The organism is Oceanobacillus sp. M65 (genome assembly GCF_052246275.1).
Lineage (GTDB): Bacteria > Bacillota > Bacilli > Bacillales > Amphibacillaceae > Oceanobacillus_B > Oceanobacillus_B jordanicus.
The window spans coordinates 482,184-499,869 of the sequence record NZ_JBQQCJ010000001.1; the positions used below are offsets into that span (position 1 = coordinate 482,184).

Here is a 17,686-nt window from a genome sequence, read left to right on the forward strand (position 1 = left end):
TGAACAGACAGGAATAATGAACACCTAATCAAAGGGAGGTAAAGTTTATGGGGAAGGCTATATTCACGAATAAGGCACCTGCTGCAATTGGTCCTTATTCTCAAGCAATCCAGGCTGGCGATTTTATCTATGTTTCAGGGCAAATTCCGATTAATCCTTCAACAGGTGAGGTAGTAGAAGGAATTGAAAATCAAACAGAGCAAGTATTACAAAATTTAAATGCCATACTGGAAGAAGCAAAGGTCACGTTTGAAGATGTCGTGAAATTTACGATCTATTTGAAAAACATGGATGACTTTGCAACCGTAAATGTAATTTATGGAAAGTACTTAACTGAACCATTTCCTGCAAGAGCTACCGTAGAGGTTAGCCGTTTACCGAAGGATGTCCTCGTAGAAATGGACGTCGTCGTTTATCGCAAATAATAGGAGGTTTATATATTGGAAAACTTTACGTATCATAACCCAACGAAGTTAATTTTCGGCAGAGGTCAGATGGATGCACTGCCTAACGAGGTTGCACAATATGGAAAAAAAGTGCTTATTGTCTATGGCGGCGGAAGCATAAAGCGTAACGGAATTTATGATAGTGTACTAACTAAACTTGATGAAATTGATGCAGAAGTATTCGAATTAGCTGGAGTGGAACCAAACCCAAGAATTTCTACTGTACGTAAAGGGGTAGAAATCTGTAAGACTGAAGGAATTGAGTTTCTGCTTGCGATAGGTGGCGGAAGCACAATTGACTGCACAAAAGCTATCGCTACAGGTGCTAAAACAGATACAGATATGTGGGACATTGTGACTAAGAAAGAACAAGCAACAGACGCATTGCCTTTCGGTACAGTTCTTACTTTAGCAGCAACCGGTTCAGAAATGAATCGTGGCTCTGTTATTACAAATTGGGAGACAAACGAAAAACATGGATGGGGCTCCCCGTACACAAGTCCAAAATTCTCTATCTTGGACCCAGCCCATACGTATTCCGTGCCGCGGGATCAAACAGTATATGGCATTGTTGATATGATGTCACATGTGCTTGAGCACTATTTCCATCAAACGACAAACACGCCAATACAGGATAGATTCTGTGAATCAATACTGAAAACAGTAATGGAAACCGCGCCAAAACTGTTGGAAGATATGGAGAACTATGAATACCGTGAGACGATTATGCTAAGCGGAACCCTTGCTTTAAATGATATGCTGAACATGGGATTCAGAGGGGATTGGGCAAGCCATAACTTGGAACATGCTGTTTCAGCAGTGCATGATATTCCCCATGGTGGTGGATTGGCAATTTTATTCCCGAACTGGATGAAGCATGTCATTGATGAGAAGAACGAAGGACGTTTCAAGCAGATGGCAGTCCGGGTGTTTGATGTAGAGACATCTGGGAAGTCCGACAGGGAAGTAGCCCTAGAAGGAATTGACCAGTTAAGAGCATTTTGGAGTAGCATTGGGGCACCTGCAACGCTTGCTGATTACGATATTGAAGAGAGCAGCGTCCAGGACATGGCTGAAAAGACGGTTGTAGCAAGTCCGGAATTTGGAAACTTTAAGAAGCTAACCAAAGAGGATGCTGTCGAAATTTATAAAGCAAGTTTATAAAATCCGACGAAATATTTCCCGGGAAATTGTTTTGTCATATTATGTATAGAAGAGCGTGGATTCGCTCATTATGAACGATTCCGCGCTTTTCTACATAAAAAAAGAACTGACTGTTTATTGATAAACGGCCAGTTCTTCTTTTATTGCTATTCGTATTTTATCTAAACATTCTTCAGGTGTGTTACCGAAAATGCGTCTGTTATTAATAAGTGCATATGGTTTTACCCTGCACAAACCGCAAAAGGATAAACATTCGTTCATCAAAACGGCTACTTCTGGAAATTCCTTTTCCAAAATTTCTTCTATATTAATTGTAGTGATTGCATTTCCGTCACAGACCTCAACTACGACTATACCCATACGATCACGTACCTTCTATTGAAATTCTATCCTAATATAGGACTCTGTTAGTTTTAGCATATATTTAAAAAGAAATCAATCGTTTGGTTTTTTGTAACGTGCTGGAAGTGTATAAAAGTTTGGCTAGATAGCAGCAATGTAGGCGTAGTGAACCAACTCGACGGTTATTGCTCTGTCCGATCAACAAAACTCATGCTGACCCAGTGACGTTTTCGCCATCTACGTAACATAAAGACTCCTCTCAACCATTCATCCGCGATAAACGCAATCCAAATTCCAATGAGGCCAAGATCTAAAAAGATCCCGAAGAACCATGCAAACGTTACGCTGATTCCCCACATGGAAGCAATGCCAATATAGACGGGGAATTTTACATCGCCAGCTGCTCGTAATGAACTGATCATTACTAAATTAAACGCTCTTCCAGGCTCTAATATGACAGTCATCAGTAGAAGGAAGGCACCGGTTTCTAGGATGGTTGGGTTGTCTGTGAAAATGCCAAGTAACTGGTCGTGCAGTATATAGACGATGCCTGCTGTTCCCAAGGAAATGAAAATAGAAATTCGCAGGCTCTTAATCGCACGTTCATAAGCATCTTCTATCTTCCCTGCACCAATCATATGGCCAATTAAAATCTGGGTTCCTTGACCAATGGCAATCGAGAATAGAAAAATGAACATCATGATGTTTTGGGCATATACTTTGGTTGTAATAGCTACTGTACCAAGCTGTGCTACAAAGTATGTAATAACCATTTGACTAGCATTATAGGAAAGCTGTTCACCGGCAGATGGGATACCAATCTGCAGTAACCCTTTTACATGCTGCCTTGGATAGCGAAGAAATCGCGAAAAGTCTAGCTCACCTTGCGTACGTTTAATAAGAAGTAATAACAGTACAACAAAACCAATGAAACGGCTAATGGCGGTGGAATAAGCAACACCAGCTACACCAAAGACAGGAAATCCGAACGGCCCAAAGATAACGAAATAGTTTCCGACCACATTTAAGATATTCATACCAATAGTGACCATCATTGTATCCTTTGTATGTCCATAGCTTCGCAAAATAGCACCAGTTGTCATAATGAGTGCCTGAACAAAAATAAGTCCCCCAACAATTTGCATATAGGCTGTAGCTTCACCCATAATTTCATTTGGAAGGTCCATGATACGTAGGATACCTTTCGCGCCAAAAAACAGTGCGACACTTAATAGGAGGGAGAACCAGAGGTTTAAGCTAATCGATAGTACAGAAATTTCACCGGCTTGTTTGCTGCGGTTCGCCCCAAGGTTTTGTGCAATTAATATTGCTGCACCTTGTGCTACGAAACCGAACATAACAATTACAACAGAGAGTATTTGGTTGGATACACCAACAGCGGCAACTGCCTTATCAGAATACTGACTGAGCATAAGTGTATCGGCATTTCCCATCAGCATGTGCAGTAGTATTTCGACAAAAATAGGCCACGTAAGAGCGAATAACGTGAGATGCTTCGTTTTATTTTCTTTCATTCAGACCCCTCTTTCCTTTTAAAATAAAGAATATATAATCATTAACTAATGGCTTTATAAATGCAATTTGGTTTTGGGCAATAAAGACAGTCTACCTTTTATTTGAGAAAATAAAAAGGTACAAATTTATTACATTAATTCCTATCCCAATTGGACAAGTAGTCCCTCGCCATCTAGAAGATGACAATAAAAAAATCCCAAGGGGGCAAAGGCTCCCTGGGATGCTATAGAGCGTCATGCATTTTTAAAAAAATCTACTCAGTAAAAAGGTGGTAAACTAGCTAATGTCGTGAGGCGGAAAAGGAATGCCTGTGTCTTCCACTATATTCATATTTATACCATGTCACAAGCATGATAACACCGCTTATAATGAGTAATACACTTGTCACTAGAAAAACAGAAGAGAAGCCGAAAAATCCAGACAGCGCTCCGCCTAACGCAGGACCAATAATGTTTCCTAGGAAGCGTAAACTGGTGTTATAGCCGAGCACTTCTCCTTGCATGGAAAGTGGTGCCTCCTGCCTTATATATGCTATACGTACGGGTATAATGCCACCAATTGAAATCCCCAGCAAGAATCTTAGTACTACTAGTTGCCAGATGTTTGTAACAAAGGCACCAGGTAAGTAGACTATCCCTGCCATGAATAAAAGGAAGATGAGAATCTTAATATAGCCTATACGATCACCTAACCTGCCCCATCTCCTGGCCATGAGTAAGTTGCCGAGACCGGCTGCTGAGAAGGCCATTCCAGAAAAGAAAGCAATACTCACTGGGCCATGTATTTCGGCGACGAACAATGACAGAATAGGCTGAATGCTAAAGTGTGCTATTTGAACAAGTACGGAAATCAGCATAACAACAAGCAAGACAGGTTTCCTTATAATATGAAGTATGACCTCTTTACTCGAGTAGGATTTATAATCCGAATCATCTTCTGAAATTCTCAAATTCAGTTCTTTAATGCCAAAGAAAACAATAATAGCAGAAAGAAAAACGGTTAGAGATACCCATTTAAAGGTGCTCGCATAGCCAAATGCATCTGCGAGGACCCCACCGAGTAATGGACCCATTAACGTTCCTGTAATACTCCCGGTTTGCAGGGTTCCTAAGACCTTCCCAGCTACTTCTTTGGGAGTTTGTGTAGAAATGAATGCCTGTGACATTGGGATAAACCCAGTGACGATACCCATAAACAATCGCAATAAAAAAAGCTGCCAGACTGTTGTGGCGTAGCCCATTAAAAATACAGATAAACCTAATCCGATGGCTAATATAATGAGAATTCTTTTTCTGCCGTATTTGTCACCAATTCTTCCCCAGATCGGCGAAAAGAGAAAAGCAGATACGAACGTAATAGCAAAAATCCATCCTGACCAATTTTGTACATAAGCATCAGAGAAATTCCCCATTGATTCTATATATAAAGAGATAAATGGCAGCACCATCGTGATACTTCCGGCAATAAAAAAGTTAGCTAACCACATGATAGCTAAGTTTCGTTTTACTAAACTATTCTGATCAATGATTGCAATGCCCTTCTTTCTTAAAAATATTTCGTTACCCTAAATATATCTTATTTTACCCTTTGTTTAAAGTTATTTGCATTCCTTTTCTTAACAATTCAACTGTATTCATTTAATCCCGAAAAAGGTATAATAGTAACGAGGGATATTGCCAAATGGACAGGCATATGCTAAAGAGAAGTCCAGAAAGCCTCATAGAGTTGGACCCTCGTACAACCTTCTTAACATTCTAAGGAAAAAGACCTGCGGTAACATCTCAAGGAAAGATTGATAAGTTATTTGATTATCAGGGCAAAAATCTTACAAAAAAGCATCACGAAACTAGACCAATAAAAAATTGTACATTACGGGTACCATTTAATAGGATTTAGAAACGAAAGTTTCTTCCTATATCTACGCTCCTTACGGCGTGTAGATTTGGTTCTTGCGTAGTAGCGCATCAACCAAGCGTACAAATTTTCTTGCGGTTAGAACGAGTGCTCTTCAGGTGGTAAAGTGTCCGGGCTAGTGTATACGTCAGCACATGCCTTTGTAAGAACAACAGAGATTGTCCAAGTGATTGATATGAATTCATTGGAAGAGAAACGAAAATCAAGTTACCTAGAACGAATGGCGGCGACTCCTGTGGGAATAGCATGAGACTTGAGACCCCACAGAATGAAGGAGCAAAGGCTAATACCGCCACCTCCCGTGGCAACGCCTTCGTGACCAACCTCCTGTTGGCCCGAGGCTCAAGCCATGCCCCACGGAAAGCGTCCGTCTGTAGTGAAAGGTAACGGTGTTTAACTGTCTTAGGACTTTAAAAATGAAAGAAGAAATAGGCAAAAAGTGAATGCCTAAATATACTATACGAGGGGAAACGAAGATGAAAAAATATACGATAAAAAAAGTATTTACGCTTATGCTTATTGCACTATTTATGTTGGGAACTTCCGTACAGGTAATGGCCGATAGTGGTGCCAGTGATTCAGACAGTATCAATGAAAAGCTTGGAGCTCCAATTGTTGTTTATGGTGACACTTTATCAGAATCACAGAGAGAAGAGGTTCGTAGCTTACTGAAGGTTGCCGACGCTACAGCAGTACAAGAATACAATGTTACAGGAGAGGATATAGCGAATTATATTAACGGTGATGTGCACTCCAATATGTATTCAAGTGCAAAGATAGTGCGACAAGAAGAAGGAAATGGGCTGACGATCAATATTGTAACACCAGAAAATATAACGGAAGTAACAAAGGAAATGTATGCAAATGCGTTGCTTACTGCTGGGGTTGAAAATGCCACCGTTGATGTTGCCTCACCTGTAAAGGTTAGTGGTCATTCTGCTTTGACAGGTATTTATAAAGCGTATGATGTAGAGGGAGAAGAGCTCGACAAGGAACGGATGGAACTAGCTAGTGACGAGCTCGATGTTGCTACAGACCTTGCGGAAAAAGAAGGTATGGATCAAGAGAAAGTAAGTGAGTTATTAGCCGAGATCAAGAAGATGATTGCAGAGCAAAACCCTGCAACAAAAGAGGAAGTTGAACAAATTGTTGAAGATCAATTAAGCAAGTTGAACATCACGTTAAGTGATGCAGATAGACAAATGCTAGTTGATTTATTTAACAGAATGCGTGACCTTAATATAAATTTTGATCAGGTAAAAAGTCAATTAGAAGATATTGCTTCAACAATTAAAGATAAAGCTGATGAACTCGGCTTAGATGAGGGCTTTTGGGAGAAGGTAGGAAACTTTTTCCGAGAAATCTTCCAGTCTCTCAGTAACATGATAAAAGGATTATTCAACTAGATATAATGGGGGGATGGGGAACAAAGATCGGAGTTATCCATCTCTATCTAATGATAAACCTATATACAAACAATTTTATTTAAAGGCAGATTTTATAAATCACAATAAAAGCACTCTTGACCTCGCGGGGCTATGAGTGCTTTTATTGTGACTATTTTGCTTTATGGATACGTTAACTACGCGTTTTCCAGAATTACGCATGCTTTAAACAGACAGGTTATACAACAATAATGTGCAAAGCATTACAGCTATTGTTATTACACCTACCATGAAAGGGATTAAGTAGTTTTGTGGTACGAGTTCTGATAGCGGACGCCTGTCCTTATCCTGCATACGACTAAAAAAATGCTGAAAACTATAAAATACAATATCAAAAAATCTGCCCTTCAACACATAGCCTGCTAATGAATAAAGGATGAAGAAGGTACCAACAATAAAGGAGACATTTGTATAGGACAGAAGGTTAATCCCGTTGTAAAAAATAAAAGTGAACAAGAGGATTAATAATTGTGATATTACAATCCACCACAAGACTTTTTTAAACATATTATCAACTTCCTTAAAAGAATATATGGATCATTATATCACTAGTTAGTTAAGAAATTATAAATTCTATATTATTGGAAAGAGAAATAGTGATAAAACAAGAGGTACCCGTTATCACTAGTTAGACTAAAGTCCCGTTGAATAAAATACCATTAGTTGGTAATTTTGAAAGAGTTTGGTATTTTAAAGATTGTAAAAATTATGAAATTATATGCTATTTTTGTCGAAAATTGTTAGATAATTCCCCTTAAAAACCCTTATAACATGCCATTTTGGCCTATTTCGCGACGGAAAATGTCAAATTTTATCGAATTAAAAGACAATTTACAATTAATTTCCTTGTTTGTATAATGACTATTGTGAATAAGAAAAGGGAGTGTAAAAAGTGAAAAAGTCAAAATATTATCTCATTATTGCTTTAGCTTTAACAGTAGGATTAGTACTTTCTGCCTGTAACTCTGGTTCAGATTCTGGCAGTGGTGATGGAGGAGATAGTAACAATTCCTCAGAGTCAGGAAAACAAGTCCTAAATATGATAGAAACAGCAGAAATTCCGACTGGCGACCCGGCACTAGCTACAGATGCCTCAAGCTTTATTGTTTTTGGACAAACAATGGAAGGTCTATATATTTTAGATGAAAATGATAACCCTATCCCAGCAATAGCCGATGGGGAGCCTGAAATAAGTGAAGATGGAAAGGAATACACTTTTAAATTGCGTGAAAATGCAAAATGGTCTAACGGTGACTCAGTCACTGCAAACGATTTTGTTTATGCTTGGAAAAGAGCAGTAGATCCTGATACTGGATCACAATATGCTTACATGTTTTCTGGGATTATAGAAAATGCAACGGCGATCATAAATGGAGAAGCTGATCCAGAAGAATTGAGTGTAGAAGCAACAGATGATTATACATTAAAGGTAACACTTGAAGAACCGGTTGAGTATTTGAATTCATTACTTGCATTTGGAACTTATTTACCATTAAATGAAGAGTTCGTTGAAGAAAAAGGTGACGATTTTGGTACAAATAGTGACAATATGCTAGCAAACGGTCCATTTGTACTTGAAGAGTGGGATGGCACAGGCCTAAATTGGAAATATGCTAAAAATGACGAGTATTACGATTTAGACAACGTAAGCTTAGATGAAGTAAATGTACAGATTTCTAAAGAACCAGGTACAGCGGTTAACTTATTTGAGACTGGAAAAGCAGATCGTACAGCTGCCTTAAGCGCTGAATATGCGAAACAGTACAAAGGTAACGAAAATGCTGCTACGTTTGAAGAAGGAAGCTCTTGGTATTTGAAGTTTAACCAAGAACGTAATGGTGAAGAAACTCCATTAGCTAATGAGAATATTCGTAAAGCATTAGCTATGTCTTTTGACAAAGAGGCTTATACTGAACAGGTACTATCTAATGGTTCCGTTCCAGCTGACGGTTATGTGCCAAGAGGCTTGGCAAAAAATCCGGAGACTGGTGAGGACTTCAGAGAAGAAAGTGGAAGTCTAATTTCATATGATGTAGAAAAAGCCCAAGAGTATTGGGAAAAAGGTTTGGAAGAATTAGGCGTTGATGAACTTAATCTAGATTATCTAAGTGATGATACAGAAAATGCCAAAAAAACGTCTGAGTATTTCAAAAATCAGTTGGAAACAAATCTTGAAGGTCTAACTGTTAATCTAAAAAATGTACCATTTAAAGTACGTCTTGATACAGTGACGAAGCAAGATTACGATATTGTAATGCATGGTTGGGGACCTGACTACCTAGATCCAATGACCTTCCTTGATTTGTATGTTACAGATGGAGGAAATAATAATACAGGTTATTCAAATGAAGAATACGATCAGTTAATCGACGATGCTAAAGTGAAATATGCAAATGATCCTGCTAAACGTTGGGAAGTAATGTTAGAAGCTGAAAAACTTTTAGTACAAGAGGATACAGTAGTTGCACCTATTTACCAACGCGGAAGATTAACACTAATTAAACCATATGTAAAAGGGTTAGAAGAACATTTATTTGGCCCAGATTATTCACTTAAAAATGTAACAATTGAAAAGTAAGATAAGTAATTAAAAGAATAACCAGCAAAATGGTAAAAGAGGGTATTTCATATACTCTCTTTTATCCGTTTTTGTACCCATTTATTTAGAAAATTTTCATTTATTTGTGTTTAGGAGGAAACAGGATGGCGAAGTATATTACAAAGCGTATAATTTTTCTAGTTATTACGTTGTTTATTATAGCTTCAGTAACATTTTTCTTAATGAAGTTTCTGCCTGGTACCCCATTTCAAAATGAAGAAAAATTATCAGTTGAACAGCGAGAGATTTTAAATGAGAAGTATGGCTTGGATCAACCGGTACCTGTACAATATGCGAATTATATGATCAATATTGTAAAAGGTGATTTGGGAGTATCGTTTCAATTTGACAATCAATCTGTAACGCACCTATTAGCAAATAGAGTAGGACCATCATTACAGCTTGGTTTTCAAGCAATGCTAATAGGAACAATAATTGGCGTCTTACTTGGTGTACTGGCTGCAATGTTCCAAAATACGTGGATTGATTACGGGAGTACGTTCTTGGCGGTATTTGGAAAATCTATTCCATCCTTTGTATTCGCAGCACTCCTTCAATTCGTAATAGGAGTTAAGCTCGGATGGCTCCCCGTCGCTTCATGGGATGGATTTTCCTCATCGATCATGCCCACCATTGCATTAGCAATTTTCCCTATCGCAACAGCAGCTCGTTTTATGAGAACGGAACTGATTGATGTTTTAGGGTCAGACTATATTACATTAGCTAAAGCAAAAGGTAATTCCAGAATGGAAGTATCCTTCAAACATGCTGTCCGCAACGCGCTCATTCCCCTGATAACTGTACTAGGGCCAATGGCCGTTGGATTAATGACCGGCTCCATGGTTGTAGAGCAAATATTTGCTATTCCAGGAATTGGTGAGCAGTTTGTAAAATCCATTCAAACAAATGATTTCCCAATCATTATGGGGACAACACTGTTTTTTGCTTTCTTGTTGACAGTGATCATTTTAATCATCGATATACTCTATGGAATTATTGATCCAAGAATCCGCTTGGCTGGAGGGGATAAATCATGACAAAAAGTGCAGAAGAGATAGAAAAGCACCGGTTTGCACCTGCTCCTCAGCAGAATGGTGATAATGAGAGAATCGCGAAACCACAACTTTCGTTTAGTAAAGATGCTTGGCTTCGTGTTAGAAAGAATAAAGGGGCGCTAATTAGTTTAGTTGTTTTGGCCCTTGTGGTTCTAATGGCTATAATAGGCCCATATCTTTCTCCTCACGACGGGTACGAACAAGATGTTACAAGAAACAACCTTGCGCCTCGTATCCAAGGTTTAGAAAAATTAGGGATATTTGATGGTACCCAGAAAATTGGTGGGGAAGAAGTAAATAAATATGATGATCTCAATGTAGACGATTATTACTGGTTTGGAACAGATAGCCTTGGACGTGATTTATTCACTCGTACTTGGTTGGGAACTAGAGTTTCATTATATATAGCACTTTTAGCAGCAGTTATCGATATGCTCATTGGTGTGATTTACGGTTTGATTTCTGGTTTCAGAGGTGGACGAGTTGATAATGTCATGCAACGAATCCTAGAGGTGCTTTCTGGCATACCGAATTTGATCGTTGTAATTTTAATGTTGTTGATCTTAAATCCTGGTATCTTGTCCATTACAATTGCCATGGTTATCACTGGCTGGATCGGAATGGCTAGGGTTGTACGTGGACAAGTATTAAAACTAAAGGATCAGGAGTATATTTTAGCTTCAAGAACACTTGGAGCCAAAAACAACAGGTTGCTATTTAAACACTTATTACCAAATTTGTCAGGCGTTATTATTATAAACACGATGTTCACGATACCAAGTGCTATTTTCTTTGAAGCTTTTCTAAGTTTTATTGGAATCGGGTTACAGGCACCAGAAGCATCCCTAGGTACATTAATTTCCGACGGATATAAAACGTTCCAATTCTTGCCTCACTTAATGGTTATTCCATGTATTGTGATTTGTATTATTTTAATAACATGTAATTTAATTGGAGATGGACTTCGTGATGCATTTGATCCAAAAATGCGCGATTAAAATTGAGGTGAAATGGATATGAAAAAACTATTGGAAGTGAAAGATCTTCATATATCGTTCCATACATTTGCAGGAGAAGTACAGGCAATCCGTGGAGTGGACTTTGATTTAAATGAAGGAGAAACGCTTGCGATTGTAGGAGAATCAGGTTCTGGTAAATCGGTAACAACCAAGTCTATTATGCGCTTGCTACCCCCAGGGAATTCTGAAATAAAAGCTGGGAATATCCTTTTTAATGGTAAAGATCTTACCAAAGCATCGGAAAAAGAGATGCAAAAAGTGCGTGGCCAGGATATTTCAATGATTTTCCAGGATCCGATGACCTCTTTGAATCCTACAATGACAATAGGAAAGCAGATTATGGAGCCTTTATTAAAACATCAAAAGTTAAGCAAACAGGAAGCAAAGGAACGTGCAATTAAATTGTTGGATTTAGTTGGAATTCCCAAACCGGAAATTCGCCTAAAGCAATATCCGCATCAATTCTCTGGAGGAATGAGACAACGTGTGGTAATTGCTATTGCACTCGCTTGTGCTCCTAAAGTACTGATTGCAGATGAACCAACAACTGCTTTAGATGTTACGATACAAGGCCAAATATTGGACTTAATGAAAGATCTACAAAAACAAATTGAGACATCGATTATTTTTATTACGCATGACCTAGGCGTTGTAGCAAATGTTGCTGACCGTGTAGCAGTCATGTATGGTGGTAAAATTGTCGAAATTGGAACAGTGGATGAAATCTTTTATAATCCACAACATCCATATACATGGGGACTAATTAGCTCAATGCCTAGCCTGGATAGTACAGAAGAGGAGCTCTATGTGATTCCTGGTACTCCACCAGACTTGCTTAATCCCCCTAAGGGTGATGCGTTCGCTCAAAGAAACCCTTATGCAATGATGATAGATTTGGAAGAAGAACCACCAATGTTTAAAGTGTCGGACACCCATTTCGCTGCAACATGGCTTCTACATCCCGATGCACCAAAAGTAGAGCCGCCTAGTGCAGTCAAAGAAAGAATGGCTAAATTCCAAGCGAAAAAAGCTGGTTCTTTGAAAGGGGAAGAGTGATTTGACGGAAAAGCTGTTGGAAGTAAAAAATCTCAAACAATATTTTAATGTTGGAAAACCAAAAGAAGTACGAGCCGTTGATGATATAACTTTTGATATATACAAAGGGGAAACATTAGGGTTAGTTGGGGAATCTGGTTGTGGGAAATCGACAACCGGAAGGACGATAATACGTTTATATGATGCTACAGATGGTGAGGTTCTGTATAAAGGTGTAAATGTTCATGGAAAAAAATCTAGTTCTGAGCTAAAGGAATTTAACCAAAAAATGCAAATGATTTTCCAGGATCCTTATGCATCATTAAACCCAAGGATGAAGGTATCTGATATTATTGCAGAGGGGATGGACATCCACGGTCTTGCCAAATCACAAAAAGATCGGGCGGAAAAAGTCTATTCACTATTGGAGACAGTAGGTCTAAATCGTGAACACGCTAACCGTTACCCCCATGAATTTTCTGGTGGACAAAGACAAAGAATCGGGATTGCTCGCGCACTAGCGGTAAATCCTGAATTTATCATTGCTGATGAGCCAATTTCGGCTTTGGATGTATCAATTCAAGCGCAAGTAGTCAACCTGTTGAAGAAATTGCAAAAAGAAAAACAGTTAACTTATTTATTCATAGCGCATGATCTGTCCATGATTAAATATATAAGTGATCGTATTGGAGTTATGTATTTTGGGAAGTTGGTTGAACTTGCTCCAGCGGAGGATTTATACCGTAATCCCATGCATCCTTATACGCAATCATTACTCTCAGCTATTCCGCTTCCAGACCCTGATTACGAACGGTCAAGAGTGAGAAAAACCTATGACGCTAGTCAGCATAAGTATGCGCAAGGGGAAGAGGTAAAAATGCGTGAAATAGCACCAGGACATTTTGTCAGCTGTTCAGAGAAAGAGTTTGCAGAATACAAAACAAAGTATATTGTATAAAGGTTTCACTAGAGAGAAACTACAACATAATTAGCCTAGTTAAATAGAAGGCTCCGATTATCAGATTTGGTAATCGGAGCTTTTTTATTTTTAAAAAGAGTTATTATGAAATTAATTTAACAAAAAAAGTTTCGATTCTATCAGCCTAAATCCCTATAGTAGCAACAGTTCAAAAGGGGGGGTTAAAAATATTGAATATTTAAAATTTCTAATAATACTATTTTTTTGCACAAAAAATAGTGAAATAATTCTAAATTAGTAGTATAATTTGCTTATAGGTAATTTAGAATTATCTGTTAACTAAACTAGAGAAGAATTAGGAGGGTCAAAGAATGTTAAAGAAGAAATGGTTTTTGCTATTAACTTTGGTTTTTGCTTTAGGACTTCTATTAGCAGCATGTAGCGGGGATGATTCAGGAGAAGAATCCAGTGGAGACAGTAATGCAGGGGAAGACAGTTCAGATAATTCAGAAGGATCAGACGGGGAAGAGAAGCTTGCTTCTGACCAAACATTTGATATAAACATAAAAACAGAGCCACCTTCACTAAATCCAGGGACCGCGTCGGATACTACTTCCGGAGCTGTACTTGATCAGGTTTTCGAAGGTCTAATGCGAATTAACCAAGATGGCGAAGTTGAAGAAGCAATGGCAGAGTCATATGAAGTATCAGATGACCAAAAAACATACACGTTTAAAATTCGTGAGGATGCAACTTGGTCAAATGGTGACCCTGTAACAGCACAGGATTTTGAATATGCTTGGAAATGGGTACTAGATCCAGACCATGCAGATACTGATTATGCTTACCAGCTATATCCAATTAAAGGAGCTCAAGCAGCAAAAGAAGAAGGAGCATCCTTGGATGATGTAGGAATCACGGTAGAAGATGACAAAACACTTGTCGTGGAATTAAACCAAGGAACTCCATATTTCCTTGATCTAACAGCATTTTATACTTATTATCCAGTTAACCATAAAGTAGTAGAAGGTAATGATGACTGGGCTCAGGAAGCATCTGACACTTACGTAACCAATGGTCCATTTACTTTGGAATCATGGGCGCATAAAGATCAGGTAGTACTTAAAAAGTATGAAGATTATTGGGATGCCGAAACTGTAAAACTTGAAACAATTAACATGTATATGGTTGACGATGCCAATACAGCACTTGAAATGTACAATAGTGGAGAATTAGATTGGGCAGGGGATCCGACAAGCTCATTACCTCTTTCCGCAATTCCATCTTTAAAACAGGATGATTCATTAAATCTATCATCACTAGCAGGCGTATACTATTATGCGTTTAACACAGAAGAGTCACCTTTTGACAATGTAAATATCCGTAAAGCATTTGCTTCAGCGATTAACCGTGAAGGAATTGTCCAAAGTATTACGCAGCGTGAAGAGCAGCCTGCAATGGCATTAGTTCCTCCATCAATCTGGGAAGAAAATGAAGAAGGATATTTTGAAGACAATAACGCTGAGCAAGCTAAAGAATATTTAGAAGCTGGCTTGGAAGAATTAGGTATGGACGAATTACCACAAATAAGCTTGTCTTATAATACGGATGAAGGGCATGCTGCGATTGCGCAGGCCGTACAGGATATGTGGAGAGAAAACCTCGGTGTGGATGTTGAGCTAAATAACGAAGAATGGAACGTATATCTTGACAGCATGGGTGAAGGTAACTTCCAAGCAGGAAGAATGGGTTGGTTAGCTGACTTTAATGATGCGATCAACTTCCTTGAAATCTTCCAATCAGTTGGTGGAAATAACTATACAAATTGGGAGAGCGAAGAGTATTCCAATCTACTTGAGCAATCAAGAACAGAGGGCGATGCGGATGCACGTAAAGAAATCTTACGTGAAGCAGAGCAACTGTTTATGGATGAGATGCCAATTGCTCCAGTGTACTTCTATACAAACGCATGGTTAAGTAAAGACTATGTAAAAAATATCGAAGTTTCTGGACTTGGAGGAGTACAATTTAAGTGGGGTTACCTAATAGAAGAGTAAAAACAAATTATAATCAATAATGGAGTATAGGGGTATATAAAATATATCCCTATACTCCCCATATCTTTTAGCACAGGAAATTTCAGAAAATAACAACACGACTATTAAACTCCTGGAAAGAATAATGAACAAAACAGCGAAGCTCCTACTAGAGCTTTGTTTTATCAGCTGTGTATCTGACACCAAAATGTTGGGTGACTCGGTACTTTTTAGGGGGGTGAACCATTTCACCCTCTTTAATTTTGGAATTAACTAAATACTGCGTTTATTTAGAAAGAAAAGTGGAGGTGTGTACATTTGGCTAGATATCTGCTGAAACGATTGGTCTACATTGTTGTTTCTTTATTTTTAATCGTAACCATTACTTTTTTCTTGATGCAGGCCGCCCCAGGTGGTCCCTTTGCGTCCGAAAAAAAACTGACTCCCGCAATAGAGGCACAAATGAACGAAGCATATGGGTTAGATGAACCATTGCACGTACAATATATGAATTATGTGGTCAACGCTTTTTCCTTTGATTTTGGTCCTTCCTTTAAATATGTAGGTCAAGATGTAACGGAAATTATAGCAAGGAGCTTTCCATATTCCCTAATACTTGGCCTAGAAGCTATTCTTATCGCTTTATCAATTGGCGTGTTACTAGGGGTTATTGCAGCCGTAAAGCATAATAAGTTTGGTGATTATACGGCAATGGTAATTGCGGTACTGGGTATCTCGGTTCCAAGCTTTATAATGGCAACTATTCTTCAGTATATATTTGCTATAAAGCTGGGAGCGTTACCTGTAGCTAGATTTGATTCATTCTGGCATTCCATTCTTCCTGCCGTGGCACTTGCTACGACGCCACTCGCATTTATAGCGCGACTTATGCGTTCCAGTATGCTGGAAGTGCTTAATTCGGATTATATAAAAACGGCAAAATCCAAGGGGATGAGTCAAAAAGTAGTAACGTACAAACACGGACTTAGAAATGCCATACTTCCAGTAGTATCTTATTTGGGGCCGCTGGTTGTCAGCATCCTTACAGGAAGTTTTATTATTGAGAGTATCTTTGGTATTCCCGGATTGGGCAGTGAGTTTGTACAAAGTGTAACGAATCGGGATTACACCGTAATCATGGGTACGACGGTATTCTTCAGTGTACTACTACTTATATCAATTCTTCTAGTGGACTTATTATATGGTCTCGTTGATCCACGAATTAAGGTTACTGGCAAGGGAGGCAAATCGTAATGGCACAAACACAATTGAAGGATTCAGACTTCGAACCACTATACGTGGATGAAAGTGAAGCTGAGAAAATTGCTGGGGAGAGTAACTCCTATTGGAAGGATGCCTGGCGTCGATTTAAAAAGAATAAACTCGCACTTTTTGGCGTGGTCATCATCATTCTATTAGGAATCATGTCTTTTATTGGCGGACCAATTTCAGGACATAATTATTTTTCAAACGACCTTTTAAGTGCAAACAAACAACCTTCTGCAGCACATTGGTTTGGAACAGACAACCTAGGTAGAGACATCTTTGCAAGAACGTGGTATGGTGCCAAAATTTCGTTGTTTATTGGACTAATGGCAGCCTTGATTGACCTTATTATTGGAATTATTTGGGGTTCCATTGCAGGCTTCTTTGGCGGAAAAGTAGATGAGTATATGATGCGTGTTGCAGATATTCTATACGGTGTACCATATCTTCTTGTTGTAATATTACTTATGGTTATTCTTCCAAAAGGCCTATGGACGTTGATTATAGCGATGACGATTACTGGCTGGATAAATATGGCCAGAATTGTTAGAGGACAGGTTATGCAATTAAAATCAGAGGAATATGTGCTGGCTTCACAGTCACTAGGAGCGAGCAATGTAAGATTGCTATTTAAGCATCTAGTGCCAAATACGATGGGCCCGATCCTTGTTACGTTAACACTAACTATTCCGACTGCAATCTTTACAGAAGCATTCCTTAGTTTTCTTGGACTTGGTGTCCCTGCACCACTTGCGAGTTGGGGAACCATGTCATCTGATGCATTAGCATCGTTTCAGTACTTCCCATTCCAGCTATTCTTTCCAGCCTTTTTCATTTGTTTGACCATGCTGGCTTTTAACGTAATTGGAGATGGAATGAGAGATGCTCTAGATCCGAAAGAAAGATAGAA

At 38.7% G+C, this 17,686-nt stretch carries 16 protein-coding genes; 12 read left to right on the forward strand and 4 right to left on the reverse strand.

Annotated features, from left to right (window positions below; translation table 11 throughout):
- Positions 1 to 47: 47 nt before the first annotated feature.
- Positions 48 to 425 (forward strand): RidA family protein, encoded by a 378-nt coding sequence (locus tag ACTWPF_RS02325; protein WP_238017797.1) that lies wholly within the window; start codon positions 48 to 50, stop codon positions 423 to 425.
- 15 nt (positions 426 to 440) lie between these two features.
- Positions 441 to 1,610, forward strand: coding sequence for an iron-containing alcohol dehydrogenase (locus tag ACTWPF_RS02330; RefSeq protein ID WP_238017799.1), 1,170 nt, complete (start codon positions 441 to 443; stop codon positions 1,608 to 1,610).
- A gap of 114 nt (positions 1,611 to 1,724) precedes the next feature.
- Here the strand turns inward: ACTWPF_RS02330 and ACTWPF_RS02335 are convergent, their stop codons facing one another.
- The 3 genes from ACTWPF_RS02335 to ACTWPF_RS02345 form a co-directional block, all read right to left on the reverse strand.
- Positions 1,725 to 1,970 (reverse strand): DUF1450 domain-containing protein, encoded by a 246-nt coding sequence (locus ACTWPF_RS02335; protein ID WP_036577616.1) that lies wholly within the window; start codon positions 1,968 to 1,970, stop codon positions 1,725 to 1,727.
- 164 nt (positions 1,971 to 2,134) lie between these two features.
- Entirely contained in the window at positions 2,135 to 3,487 is a 1,353-nt protein-coding gene (locus tag ACTWPF_RS02340) for an MATE family efflux transporter (protein ID WP_106898118.1), read from the reverse strand.
- A 281-nt stretch (positions 3,488 to 3,768) separates the two neighbouring features.
- Entirely contained in the window at positions 3,769 to 4,974 is a 1,206-nt protein-coding gene (locus ACTWPF_RS02345; protein ID WP_443148179.1) for an MFS transporter, read from the reverse strand.
- A gap of 534 nt (positions 4,975 to 5,508) precedes the next feature.
- On the opposite strand from ACTWPF_RS02345, the gene ACTWPF_RS02350 reads away from it, so the two are divergent.
- Positions 5,509 to 5,652 carry a hypothetical protein gene (locus ACTWPF_RS02350; protein ID WP_443148180.1) on the forward strand — a complete coding sequence of 48 codons (144 nt, stop codon included), beginning with the start codon at positions 5,509 to 5,511 and terminating at the stop codon, positions 5,650 to 5,652.
- Between the two features lie 226 nt (positions 5,653 to 5,878).
- Complete coding sequence (locus tag ACTWPF_RS02355; protein ID WP_443148181.1) at positions 5,879 to 6,808, forward strand: DUF1002 domain-containing protein; 930 nt, start codon at positions 5,879 to 5,881, stop codon at positions 6,806 to 6,808.
- Between the two features lie 204 nt (positions 6,809 to 7,012).
- Here ACTWPF_RS02355 and ACTWPF_RS02360 read toward each other — a convergent pair whose 3' ends face one another.
- The gene (locus ACTWPF_RS02360; protein WP_106898115.1) at positions 7,013 to 7,354 is read right to left on the reverse strand and encodes a DUF3899 domain-containing protein; all 342 of its coding nucleotides are present in this window, start codon (positions 7,352 to 7,354) and stop codon (positions 7,013 to 7,015) included.
- A 385-nt stretch (positions 7,355 to 7,739) separates the two neighbouring features.
- Here ACTWPF_RS02360 and ACTWPF_RS02365 point away from each other — a divergent pair, with 385 nt between their 5' ends.
- From ACTWPF_RS02365 to ACTWPF_RS02400, 8 genes are all read left to right on the forward strand, one after another.
- On the forward strand, positions 7,740 to 9,425 hold the full coding sequence (locus ACTWPF_RS02365) for a peptide ABC transporter substrate-binding protein (RefSeq protein ID WP_106898114.1): 1,686 nt from the start codon (positions 7,740 to 7,742) through the stop codon (positions 9,423 to 9,425).
- A gap of 125 nt (positions 9,426 to 9,550) precedes the next feature.
- Positions 9,551 to 10,483, forward strand: coding sequence for an oligopeptide ABC transporter permease (gene opp3b, locus ACTWPF_RS02370; protein WP_106898113.1), 933 nt, complete (start codon positions 9,551 to 9,553; stop codon positions 10,481 to 10,483).
- Entirely contained in the window at positions 10,480 to 11,499 is a 1,020-nt protein-coding gene (gene opp3C, locus ACTWPF_RS02375; protein WP_106898112.1) for an oligopeptide ABC transporter permease, read from the forward strand. The genes opp3b and opp3C overlap by 4 nt, the downstream gene beginning before the upstream one ends.
- Before the next feature lie 18 nt (positions 11,500 to 11,517).
- Positions 11,518 to 12,576, forward strand: a complete 1,059-nt coding sequence (locus tag ACTWPF_RS02380) for an ABC transporter ATP-binding protein (RefSeq protein WP_106898111.1) — start codon at positions 11,518 to 11,520, stop codon at positions 12,574 to 12,576.
- Between the two features lies 1 nt (position 12,577).
- The gene (locus ACTWPF_RS02385; RefSeq protein ID WP_106898110.1) at positions 12,578 to 13,513 is read left to right on the forward strand and encodes an ABC transporter ATP-binding protein; all 936 of its coding nucleotides are present in this window, start codon (positions 12,578 to 12,580) and stop codon (positions 13,511 to 13,513) included.
- A gap of 332 nt (positions 13,514 to 13,845) precedes the next feature.
- The gene (locus ACTWPF_RS02390) at positions 13,846 to 15,531 is read left to right on the forward strand and encodes a peptide ABC transporter substrate-binding protein (RefSeq protein WP_106898109.1); all 1,686 of its coding nucleotides are present in this window, start codon (positions 13,846 to 13,848) and stop codon (positions 15,529 to 15,531) included.
- A 297-nt stretch (positions 15,532 to 15,828) separates the two neighbouring features.
- Positions 15,829 to 16,764 carry an ABC transporter permease gene (locus ACTWPF_RS02395; protein ID WP_106898108.1) on the forward strand — a complete coding sequence of 312 codons (936 nt, stop codon included), beginning with the start codon at positions 15,829 to 15,831 and terminating at the stop codon, positions 16,762 to 16,764.
- Entirely contained in the window at positions 16,764 to 17,684 is a 921-nt protein-coding gene (locus tag ACTWPF_RS02400; protein WP_443148182.1) for an ABC transporter permease, read from the forward strand. The genes ACTWPF_RS02395 and ACTWPF_RS02400 overlap by 1 nt, the downstream gene beginning before the upstream one ends.
- The last annotated feature ends 2 nt before the right edge of the window (positions 17,685 to 17,686 follow it).

Coding starts and splice junctions, on each gene's coding strand:
- ACTWPF_RS02400 (WP_443148182.1), top strand. CDS start 16,764: ATGGCACAAACACAATTGAAGGATTCAGACTTCGAACCACTATACGTG.
- ACTWPF_RS02355 (WP_443148181.1), top strand. CDS start 5,879: ATGAAAAAATATACGATAAAAAAAGTATTTACGCTTATGCTTATTGCA.
- ACTWPF_RS02390 (WP_106898109.1), top strand. CDS start 13,846: ATGTTAAAGAAGAAATGGTTTTTGCTATTAACTTTGGTTTTTGCTTTA.
- opp3C (WP_106898112.1), top strand. CDS start 10,480: ATGACAAAAAGTGCAGAAGAGATAGAAAAGCACCGGTTTGCACCTGCT.
- ACTWPF_RS02335 (WP_036577616.1), bottom strand. CDS start 1,970: ATGGGTATAGTCGTAGTTGAGGTCTGTGACGGAAATGCAATCACTACA.
- ACTWPF_RS02345 (WP_443148179.1), bottom strand. CDS start 4,974: ATGTGGTTAGCTAACTTTTTTATTGCCGGAAGTATCACGATGGTGCTG.
- ACTWPF_RS02340 (WP_106898118.1), bottom strand. CDS start 3,487: ATGAAAGAAAATAAAACGAAGCATCTCACGTTATTCGCTCTTACGTGG.
- opp3b (WP_106898113.1), top strand. CDS start 9,551: ATGGCGAAGTATATTACAAAGCGTATAATTTTTCTAGTTATTACGTTG.
- ACTWPF_RS02325 (WP_238017797.1), top strand. CDS start 48: ATGGGGAAGGCTATATTCACGAATAAGGCACCTGCTGCAATTGGTCCT.
- ACTWPF_RS02360 (WP_106898115.1), bottom strand. CDS start 7,354: ATGTTTAAAAAAGTCTTGTGGTGGATTGTAATATCACAATTATTAATC.
- ACTWPF_RS02380 (WP_106898111.1), top strand. CDS start 11,518: ATGAAAAAACTATTGGAAGTGAAAGATCTTCATATATCGTTCCATACA.